8 protein-coding genes are annotated in these 5,788 nt (G+C 35.2%); all 8 read right to left on the reverse strand.

The features are described from left to right. The coding region (locus tag AB1414_14065; GenBank protein ID MEW6608547.1) for a GTP-binding protein at window positions 1-265 on the reverse strand (265 nt) is incomplete at its 3' end. 188 nt (window positions 266-453) lie between these two features. Next, a complete protein-coding gene (fusA, locus tag AB1414_14070; protein MEW6608548.1) occupies window positions 454-2,568 on the reverse strand; it encodes an elongation factor G in 2,115 nt (704 codons plus the stop codon). A 29-nt stretch (window positions 2,569-2,597) separates the two neighbouring features. Continuing rightward, window positions 2,598-2,885, reverse strand: a complete 288-nt coding sequence (locus AB1414_14075; protein ID MEW6608549.1) for a hypothetical protein — start codon at window positions 2,883-2,885, stop codon at window positions 2,598-2,600. Between the two features lie 131 nt (window positions 2,886-3,016). After that, a complete protein-coding gene (locus AB1414_14080) occupies window positions 3,017-3,466 on the reverse strand; it encodes a hypothetical protein (GenBank protein MEW6608550.1) in 450 nt (149 codons plus the stop codon). An 8-nt stretch (window positions 3,467-3,474) separates the two neighbouring features. Beyond that, complete coding sequence (locus AB1414_14085; GenBank protein ID MEW6608551.1) at window positions 3,475-4,203, reverse strand: hypothetical protein; 729 nt, start codon at window positions 4,201-4,203, stop codon at window positions 3,475-3,477. An 18-nt stretch (window positions 4,204-4,221) separates the two neighbouring features. Beyond that, window positions 4,222-4,692, reverse strand: a complete 471-nt coding sequence (locus tag AB1414_14090) for a hypothetical protein (GenBank protein MEW6608552.1) — start codon at window positions 4,690-4,692, stop codon at window positions 4,222-4,224. Next, window positions 4,673-4,939: a hypothetical protein gene (locus tag AB1414_14095; GenBank protein ID MEW6608553.1), complete on the reverse strand. Its 267-nt coding sequence runs from the start codon at window positions 4,937-4,939 to the stop codon at window positions 4,673-4,675. Before AB1414_14095 ends, AB1414_14090 begins: the two co-directional genes overlap by 20 nt. A 93-nt stretch (window positions 4,940-5,032) precedes the next feature. Further along, window positions 5,033-5,503 carry a 30S ribosomal protein S7 gene (rpsG, locus tag AB1414_14100; protein ID MEW6608554.1) on the reverse strand — a complete coding sequence of 157 codons (471 nt, stop codon included), beginning with the start codon at window positions 5,501-5,503 and terminating at the stop codon, window positions 5,033-5,035. Window positions 5,504-5,788: the final 285 nt, after the last annotated feature.

A 5,788-nucleotide genomic window follows, 5' to 3' on the forward strand; every position in this document is an offset into this window, starting at 1 on the left:
TGTAATCCGCATGCCCGGGACAATCTATGTGGGCATAATGCCTGTTTTGTGTCTGATACTCAACATGGGCTATGGCAATGGTTATCCCACGCTCCCTTTCTTCTGGTGCGTTATCAATATCACCAAATGCCTTGAATTCTGCCTGTCCTGCCATTGATAAAACCTTCGTGATAACCGAAGTTAAGGTTGTTTTTCCATGGTCAATATGACCAATTGTTCCCACATTAATATGTGGTTTTGTCCGCTCAAATTTCTGCTTTGCCATTTTTTTTAATACCTCCTTTTGTTTGGTAATTGGTAAATGGTGAATGGTAATTAAATACCGTTCGGCTGAACTCACGACGAAGATATTTAACCAATTACCAATTATTTGTTTTTAATTTCCTGAAACCCTATTTGATAATTGGCTAAATGGTAATTAAATTATCATTTACCAATCACCAGTTACCAAATTTATATCTTAGATACAATTTTTTCAGCAATTTCCTTTGGAACTTCTGCATAGTAAGCGAATTCCATCGTATAATTTGCCCTTCCTTGACTCAACGAGCGTATCGTTGTCGCATATCCAAACATCTCTGATAGTGGCACCATTGCTCGAATGATTTGAGATGTTCTTCTTTGTTCCATTTCTAAAATATTTGCCCTTTTAGAATTAAGGTCTCCAATTATATCTCCCATATATTCCTGAGGAACGGTTACTTCTAATTTCATAATTGGCTCTAATAGAACTGGATGTGCTTTTTTAACTCCAGCAATAAACGCTTGATGTGCGGCATTTTTAAAGGCAATTTCCGAAGAATCTACCTCATGAAAAGAACCATCAAATAATGTTACTTTTACATCTACAACTGGATAGCCGGCTAATACGCCGCAACCCATTGCTTCTTCAATACCTGCCTTCACCGGTGGGATATATTCCCTCGGTATAGTTCCGCCCACAATCTTATTAACGAATTCCAGTCCTGTTCCTGGTTCTACTGGTTCTATCATCAACCAGACATGACCATATTGTCCTCTACCACCACTCTGACGAATGTATTTTCCTTCTATTTCAACATTTCCTTTAATCGTTTCCCGGTATGCTACTTGTGGTTTGCTTACTTGGACATTTAATCCAAACTCCGTCTTCATTCGTTCGATTAAAACCTCTAAATGTAATTCGCCCATACCGGAGATAAGGGTTTGTCCTGTATCTGAATTTACGGATTTTCTAAAAGTAGGGTCTTCTTGAGTTAAGCGACTTAAGACCAGCCCTAATTTTTCTTCATCCTGTTTGGTCTCTGGTTCTATCGCCACTGAAATCACGGGTGAAGGAAAATGAATTGATTCTAAAACAACTGGATATTTCTTATCACACAGGGTATTGCCCGTAGAAATATCTTTTAGTCCAACTACGGCTCCTATATCACCTGCATAAAGTCGTTCAATATCTTCTCGTTTATTCGCATGCATTTGTATTACTCGACCGATTCTTTCATTTTTGTCTGTATTAGCGTTATAGATTGAATCACCGCAAGCAACAGAGCCGGAATAAACCCGGATATAAGATAAATTACCAACATACGGGTCTGCCGCAATCTTAAAGGCTAAAGCAGAAAAAGGTTCATCATCTGAAGCAATTCGTTCTTCCGGTTGCTCTGTTTTAGGATTAACCCCATTAACCGGAGGTTTATCAATAGGAGAAGGTAAATAATCCACTACGGCATCTAAGAGATTCTTTATCCCCTTATTGTTGACTGAAGTCCCACATAGTACCGGGAAAATCAATCCCTTTATTGTTGCTGACCGAATACCGCGCTTAATTTCATCTTCACTCATCTGTTCATCTGATAAGTATTTTGTCATCAACTCTTCATCAAATTCTGAGATAGTTTCTATCAAGGTATGATGAGCAGTGTTTGCGGTTTCATATAATTCTTCAGGGATTTTATCTTCTCTAATGACTTCTATCTTTTCGTTTTTGTCCCAGTAAAGAGCCTTCATTTTAACCACATCGATAATGCCTTTAAACACACCTTCTTTATCCATAATTGGTAATTGTATTGGCACAGCAATAGCGTCTAATCTTTCTTTCATCATCAAAACCACATGGTGAAAATCTGCGCCTACTTTATCCATTTTATTGACAAAGGCAATTCTGGGAACATGATACCTGTCTGCCTGACGCCAGACAGTTTCTGATTGAGGTTCAACACCACCTACGGAGCAAAAAACGGCAATTACGCCGTCAAGCACTCTTAATGAGCGTTCTACTTCAATCGTAAAGTCAACATGGCCTGGCGTATCAATAATATTGATTCTATGGTCTCGCCAGAAACAGGTAGTTGTAGCCGCAGTAATCGTAATCCCTCTTTTCTGTTCCTGTTCCATCCAGTCCATAACGGTCGTTCCTTCATCTACCTCACCAAATCTATGCACCTTACCTGTATGAAACAGAATGCGTTCCGTAGTTGTGGTTTTACCTGCATCTATATGAGCCATAAGCCCTATGTTCCTTATTTTTTCAAACGCAATCTTTCTTCCCATACTTCTCGCCTCTTTTTCTTTAACCATCACTTTTTCCATAATAATTTGTTATTTTTCCTCCTATTCGTTTAAGCCACTTGAACTTTTCTCTCTAATCCTATGTGTTCTAAGAGTATATGTTCTAAGTTGTTCCTTTGCTCTTCCAATCGAGCCATTTTTGTATTCCAATCCATCATCTCTACATTTTTTTGTATATCTATCTTAATTTCATGCATATCGTTCTGCATTGCCTCAAAGCGTTTATCCATAGCCTCCAAACGCTCGCTATGACATTTTAATTCAACCTGAATCGCCTTTAATTCAGGAACCAATAAATCTTGAATAACCTTTTTAAATCCACCAACAATATCTTGCATATTAAATATACCTCTTTATAATCTTACTCTTCTTCTTAGCCTCTTATAAATATTTTCTGTAAGCGTTCAAGTGGTGTAACAAAAGGAGATATGGCTGTTCTGTTGCTACTGTTCTCATATTTCAGCTCTCCTTAAAAATAATAATTAATTCCAAGATTTATAACCCACCCTATTCCATCAGCTTCACTTTCCTTATCACCAGAAAGTAAGACATACGCCGGACCAATATCTGTGCAAAATGTTAAGTTATTAATGCTGAAATATTCCATACCAACAAATGCCATCCCTATGTAGCCATTCCCATCCAGATTATCTTTATCAAAGGTTACATAATCTCCCTCCACACCTATATAAATTACTACCTTTTCTTTTGGATTAAAATTATGATAAAATCTTGGACCAATAACTAAAATATCCTCTCCATAAGCACATCTTAGTTCAGTAGAAATTTTAGAATTAATGCCGTACTTTAGAGAAATATATGGATCTCCAAACCCTATACCTAATCTTTTAGTTAAATTATAACTCTCCGCATTAGAGAGAAAATAACAAATAAATATTGAAATAATAATTATTCTCATTGAATAAACTATCTTTCTACAATTAAGTTATTAATGAGATAGTTGTTAAGAGAATCACATATTTTGTAAAAATAAACTCCTGAAGGAAGTGGTTCTCCAGAGTCATTTTTTACATCCCACTGCCAGATGCCACTTATAATGCCAGATGTACTTTTTACTAATCCACCAGTTAGATTATAAATCCAAATATCAACATCTTGTGGAAGTCTTTCAAAACTAATACTGGTATGTTCTTGTCTTGGCCTAAATGGATTTGGATAACAAACTACATTGATGTTTCCTACAGTTATTTTATCAAACTCTAAAATTGGGCCTCCAATATTTTCTTTAGAAGTTAGTTTGACTGATAGAGTTTCATTCGTATTCCAAATCTCATCTGTAACCTTAGCCTTAATTGTATATTCACCTGGAGCTACACCTGTAAATTTGTAAGAATTACCAACAACAGTAGTAGATTTTACTGCCTTTCCATTTGAATAAAGAACAACCCTAATTCCATCTAAATTAGTAAGGGTTAGCGTCCCCAAAAAACAATACCGTCCATTACAGTTTCCTTCATTATCATGATCATAACTGTAACTTTTAACCACCACTTTTCCATAAATATTTCCTTTTAATTCATCTATCTTCTCTTTAACCAAACTTATCACACCGAAATGCAATTTTGCCTGTCCTTTATTAGAAATCAATAAGAGAAAAGTTAATCCTATCATAATTAATTTCAAATTTTTATTCATTTTATCCTCACAAAACATTTACTTCGCTCCTTCAGTTCTCCATATACGCAGTGGATTTTCTATAGTTGCATACTCTGTGAATTTCTTATTATTAAAATGCGGATCAGTAGTATAAATAGTATCAATCTCATTAACAAACGGAAGTACAACTAAAAAATCCCAAATATGTATTCCTGTCTCTGCACTTAACTCCATTGCTTTAGTTATCATGTTCCTCTGAATATCTCTATATTTTACATTCTTTTCTTCTAACAAATCTTTTATAAGTACTACTGCATGGTCTCTTGGTATCTTTCTACCTCGCATAGTAAGTACATGATAAAGTTCCACTACTAATTGACCTGAAATTAAAACCCTTTCATTATCTAATGTCTTTCTTAATAGCTCTTCAGCTTTAATAAATAAATCTAATTCTCTATTATCTACCTCAATATATATCTTCTTTAGAGCAAAAGTTAAAACTTGAGTATCAATCAATATCATCTTCATTGAAATCTCCCGCTTCATTTGGTCCTGATGCAAGATATGATAAAGACCCCGGAGGTAGATTAAAGCACTCTCGAAGTCGGACAGGTTTTATTTGTTTATCTTTTGATAATTTTGGTTTTATTACAAAAGTTCCTTTACCTTCTATTATTTCCACTTGTTGGGATGGAAAAAATCCACATTTTTTTTGTATCTCCTCAGGGAGAAAAACTTTCTTCTCTTTACTAACCTCTATAGTAACTATAGACATAAATCTTCCTTCCCTCCTACTTTTTTTCATAAGTGATAGCCATTTCTTCTTCTCATCCTCTAATCCTTCCTAAACCATGTAATCCTTCTCAACTTACCATCTATAATGAGCAAAGGCCTTATTTGCCTCAGCCATTTTATGGGTATCCTCTCTTTTCTTAATAGAGGCCCCGGTATTATTTACGGCATTTAATATTTCTTGAGCTAACTTTTCTTGCATCGGTTTCCCTTTTTGTGCTTTAGAAAAGGATATTATCCAACCCATAGCCATTGTAATACCTCGTTCTTCAGGGATTTCTACCGGGACCTGGTATGTTGCTCCGCCGACGCGTCTTGATTTTACAGCCACATGTGGTCTAACCTTATCCAGTGCCCGCTTAAAAACTGTTATTGGAGATTCTTTTGTCTTTTCTTCGATAATAGCAAAGGCATTATAGACTATTTTTTGCGCTATTGATTTTTTACCTCGTCTTAAAATCATATTAATGAATTTACTCACTAACTGACTGTTATATATCGGGTCTGGCAATATGCGCCTTTTTTTTACCGGTCCTTTTCTGGGCATAATTACTCCTTTCTTTCTTACCCATCTTATTTCTTATCGTTACCCACATCTTTTAGTGGACAGATTAGATAGAAATTCCAAATTCCAAGCACCAAATTCCAAATAAATTCCAAATTCCAAATACTAAATTCCAAAGTTTATATTACAACGATAAAAAATCATTTAGACTTTTCAATAATTGAAGAAAAAATTTTCTTCAATTCTATTGCCTCCTTGAAAAGCCTTTCTCCTTCTTGTTTAAATTTTTCATCGTTAGTTCCAATTATTAATCTTAACCAATAAGCA

This window comes from bacterium (genome assembly GCA_040755795.1).
In the GTDB taxonomy this organism is placed as follows: Bacteria; UBA9089; CG2-30-40-21; order CG2-30-40-21; family SBAY01; genus JBFLXS01.